The 4,789-nt window shown below is 44.2% G+C and carries 3 protein-coding genes and 1 pseudogene; 2 read left to right on the top strand and 2 right to left on the bottom strand.

Annotation, left to right across the window (positions count from 1 at the left end):
* Positions 1 to 76: pseudogene (locus PMI23_RS30305) on the bottom strand (DUF6124 family protein); the annotation flags it as partial.
* A gap of 536 nt (positions 77 to 612) precedes the next feature.
* On the opposite strand from PMI23_RS30305, the gene drt3a reads away from it, so the two are divergent.
* Entirely contained in the window at positions 613 to 1,959 is a 1,347-nt protein-coding gene (drt3a, locus tag PMI23_RS17355) for an antiviral reverse transcriptase Drt3a (protein WP_007919061.1), read from the top strand.
* Entirely contained in the window at positions 1,952 to 4,000 is a 2,049-nt protein-coding gene (gene drt3b, locus PMI23_RS17350; RefSeq protein ID WP_007919062.1) for an antiviral reverse transcriptase Drt3b, read from the top strand. Before drt3a ends, drt3b begins: the two co-directional genes overlap by 8 nt.
* 362 nt (positions 4,001 to 4,362) lie before the next feature.
* Here drt3b and PMI23_RS17345 read toward each other — a convergent pair.
* A partial coding sequence (locus tag PMI23_RS17345) for a type II secretion system protein N (protein ID WP_007950017.1) occupies positions 4,363 to 4,789 on the bottom strand: 427 nt, incomplete at its 5' end.

The raw sequence follows: 4,789 nt of genomic DNA, 5'->3' as shown, positions 1-4,789 counted from the left end.
GGAGTTTTTTGGAATCGATGGATTCGTAGGGAGAAACCGAGGCGATTTCTGGCGGGTTGGGTGTTGGTTTGATCATGAGTGAATCTCCAAATCATAGAAAAGGAGCCATCATCTTTCGCTACCAAACGAAGGGGTGGTGGCCATACGAAGGTTGGTAGACCGGTGACTTGGAGAACCGGCGCGCCCGAAGACGCCCTGCGCATGACCACCATAAATACACAGCCCCAAAAAAGGCCTGTATCGGGTGACGCTATGCGCCAAGTCTAGCCGGGCTACCAAACCCGATCGCTGATTCGTCAGCGACCGGATCACAATAGAATCCGACCCAAAAGCGCACAAGCCGGCGGATTCTGGCGTAGCTGTAGGCAAAGGCGCAAGGATATGTAGCCTGAGAGAGTGTTTGGAGATGTCTTTTTAAACATTGATGTTTATCAACAACTTGCTGCAATTTGCTAAACGTTTTGCATCGCGAAGGATACATTTCAAATTGGCAGTCTAGCCAAATCAATCTTCGAGCCTTAATGTGGCTTCGAGAAGAGGAACATAGTCGTTTGCTAAACCTATCGAAATAAACACCCTACAAAAATGGAATAAGGGAGGTTTTTCTTAGCTATGGATCAGTCATTCTCAATAAAGAACCTTAATGACTTGCTCGACCGAGACCGGGAAATGGGAGGGGACCTTGAAGAGCGCTACGTTCCTGCCGCCCATAGTATAAGAATCAAACTTTACAAACTAAATAAGCTCCGCTCTTTCTCTCGCTATCGATTACGCACGGGCAAAATCACCCCTGCCTTCTATGACAAGCGTATGTCGCGTCTGAATACGGTTATAGATAAACGCAAAGCTCATCACGACCGTTTGATTGAGTCTGAACTTGAAAGAGTCTCTAGGGTTATCAGTGGCAAAGAATTCAGAATAAATGTAGCTCTCCTGCCGGTTACGATTGGAGGGAAAAGAGTCTACGGGGTCGGAAATAGCTTAGATCAAATTCTCGCGGTCAGGTTTCTTCAGAGAGCGCTGAAGATCTTGTACGAACTTCGCATGCCGCCACGCGACATATTAGTTAGTCAAATAAAATCGCTAGCTTTAGATGGTGTACCAAAATACATAATAAGATCAGACGTAGAGTCGTTTTATGAATCCGTCAGGCATAAGGAGTTACTAGATGGAATTCACCAAGCCCCAGAACTTTCGGTACTAATTAAGCGAATCTTAACAAGACTTATGAAAGATTATGTCGTCGTCTCTGGCGACGAAAGAGGGTTGCCGCGCGGAATAGGGATCAGTGCTTATTTATCTGAGATATATCTGTCGAGCATTGACGCTGAAATTAGACGACAGGACGATATTTTTTATTACGCCAGATACGTCGATGACATGGTCCTCATGTATGCTCCTCAGCGAAAAGAGCTTGCGGCGAGATATTTAATCACTCTCGGCGAGATATTGCATGAGAAAGGCCTAAGATTTAATAATAAAACGAGATCTATCGACTTACTTGACGAGTTCAAAGGGAAATTTGATTATCTGGGATATGCATTTGACGTATCCAGCAGCACTTCAGGCGTGCGACTAAGTCAAAGAAAACTAGATAAATACAGGTCGCGCATTGACAAGGCCTTTTCAGATTACGCGGCAAAATCCAAATTCATTCCAAAAAAATCAGAAGAGGAATTGATACTCAGGTGTCTTTTTTTAACCGGGAATATGCGTCTCTTCAATAGAAAGAGCAACGCATTCATTGGCGTATACTTTAGCAACAAGTATATAACCGATACCAGCCAACTCTCAGGGCTAGATAATTACTATCAAAACAAACTCAAAAGCATAGCTAGCCCGTCATTAACGAGAAAGCTTACAAAGCTGTCATTTGAAAAAGGATTCAAAGAGAAATTATTCAGAAACTTTGATTCCAACCAGCTTGCAGAACTTTCGCGAGGTTGGAAGCATGTCTAGAAAGAAAGCGTTATCCATAAACTTTCCAGTAGAGCGAGTCGTGCTGTCTGACGTGCTTCCATACGAAGTCCCTATAGTTTTCTCAAATAGGTATTTTTACAGATTTCTATGTGAGCACTCCATCAAGTTGAATGCCAATAAAATCACATGGATCCATAGAGATGTCGTATTAGACAATCTTGTGAAGATGGCTTTAGGAATCCCATCTAACAAGACTGTACGGCATACTTCCCAAGACGGCAAAAACATCTCCACCATTGACTTAGACAAATCGGATTTCATCCATACTGTCCCGTTCACTTTCTCCACCACTCATAAACAAGATCAGTTGCGACAGCTTTCACTGATGCATCCAAAAGCGCAGTTATTGGTGGTAGATTTTTATGATCAATTTAAAGACCTGATGATTTACTATACCGGTCGGAGTGAGTTCAGCCTGCGATCACCAAGACGGATAGCTGGGTGTACTTATATTGATTTTCGCTCGCAAATCGAACGACAGGATAAATCTGACACGTTGGTAGAAGTAGATGGTGAAAATTATGAGAATTTAAAATCTTTCTTTGTGTACGAGCGATTCAGCAATGTCTTTAAGTTTTATGAATCTAGGGAGCATCTCCGCAGTGAACGTGATTTTAGGCACCTAACTAAATTCGACGTATCAGGATGCTTTGATAACATATACACTCACTCGCTCGCATGGGCCATATATGGCAAAGAATTTGCAAAGCAAAATCTAAGGAGCATATTAGGATCTTTTGCAGGAAAGTTTGATTCACTAATGCAAAAGCTGAACCATAACGAAACAAATGGAATACTGATCGGCCCTGAAGTTTCAAGAATCTTTGCTGAAATAATTCTACAGGCAGTTGATATTGACATTGCCGAGAAGCTGCTTAAAAAGGGATATATACATAATTCTGACTTCAAAATTTATCGCTATGTAGATGACTATTTCGTATTCTACAACAGCGAAGAAGTATGCCACCAAATAAAGATGACGCTCCAGGAGAGCCTTAAGCTATACAAACTTTCATTAAATAAAGGAAAGGAAGAAACGTTAGATCGCCCTATAATCACGCCGATATCTATCGCAAAAAAACGCATATCTGATCTTTTTGATCGCACTCTGGCTTACACAATTGCGTCATCACTTAAAGACGGAGAGACGTTACCAAGAGGAGACATTTACATTGGTAGATCTTCTCTAATTACTGATTTTAAATCCATACTGGCAATTTCTGGAGTTAACTACGGAGAAATCTTGAATTATTCACTCTCCATAGTTGAACGCAAAGTAGGCCACTTGATTGACAGTCACAAAAAAACAGAAAACATTAGCAGTACCGATAAAAACTTTTCAAAATCAATGGAAGCCCTCCTTGGGTTTGTATTTTTTATCTACGCGGTATCGCCGAAAGTAAATACCACCATTAAGCTTTGTCGCATATGCCAACGTGTTCTTTCTTTTTACAAGCATGAGCCAATAGGACTCAGCTATGGAGCATTGATCTCTCAGGTAATTTACGAGAGGTGTCGAAGTGTTATGGATCATAATTCCGACGGTAAAAGCGCGAAGATCGAAGTTATGTACCTTTTGGTTTTGATGCGTCAATTAGGCAGGAATTATCGCATAGATGAAAAAGTGCTCGCCTATAGCTTTGGCTTCGAGCTTTTAGACGGCGAATACCAGACAAAGTCCAGCTTAAATTACTTCTCTATTGTTACACTTATTTTCTATATAGAAAAAAAATCTCGATACTCATTGATAAAACGCGCATTAGAGAAACATGTACTAGAGAAATTCAGATTAAAGCAGGACTCATTAATCGGAGACTCAGAACTCGTACACTTGGCATTAGATCTTACAGTATGCCCTTTCGTTAGCAAAGAAACTAAAATTAGAATTTTGCAGATGTATGGCCTGCCAGCGAACAATCTGTTAAGACTTAAAAAGTATAGCGAGTATTGGTTTACCAAATGGGGGGATTTTAATTTCTCCAAAGAGCTAGACGCTAAGGTCAGTCAGGAAGTATATTGACCGCGATGCATCACGCACAAAGAAGACCGTTTGCGGTCGCACACACCAGCATCATGGCTAGGTTGTTCTATGCACGAAAGCCTTGCCTCGTTGAATCCTCGTGAGTTCTCCGGTCTTGACTCCCTCACTTTCCTTACAGCTTTAGGCCTACCAGGAAAGTGAGGGGAGCTCGATTTTCTTTGATCCTCGATCAGTATTTGACCTTTGCGCCATTTTGGCTGCTCATGGCCAAACACTGCCGGCAATCCGGACCTGGCTGAAAGCCATCACGAATACTCTGCTTGTCGATTTATCTCTTCCTGGAAGGCGGCTGAATTGGCCCCCTCTATCTAAACGATAAAGACGACACAGAACCCCGGAAATCACGGCCTCACCAACCTAGGCATCTCCACCCCCTCCACCAACCTCTCCACCCCCAACCTTACCCTCTCCCCCCCCTGCTCAATCACCACCCCTTCCCCCTCCACCGCCACCAGCTTCACCCCAGGCCCCACCTTCTCCCCCTGCAAAAAACTCCTCGGCGGCCCATCGTTCAGGCTCAGTATCGCCACCGCCCCCCGACTCCCCGCCATCACCCCGCTCACCTTGATATCCATCGGCGCCGTTTGATTGGAAAACCACTGCAACGCCGGGCTATCACTGCGTGCCGCCAGCAACTGCGGGGCCGCTGCCGGGGTGTGTGATTCGGCGGAGGTCAGTAGCAGCGACGACCATGTCGCCACGCCGACCAGCGCGGCGAGCAGCGCGAGGGCCTGGACTATTTGCGGTGGGGAAAAGCGTGCGGTGAAG

The sequence above is a fragment of the Pseudomonas sp. GM24 genome (assembly GCF_000282235.1).
Lineage (GTDB): Bacteria > Pseudomonadota > Gammaproteobacteria > Pseudomonadales > Pseudomonadaceae > Aquipseudomonas.
The sequence above is the reverse complement of the archived record's forward strand: the minus strand, read 5'-3'. Positions and strand labels throughout refer to the sequence as shown.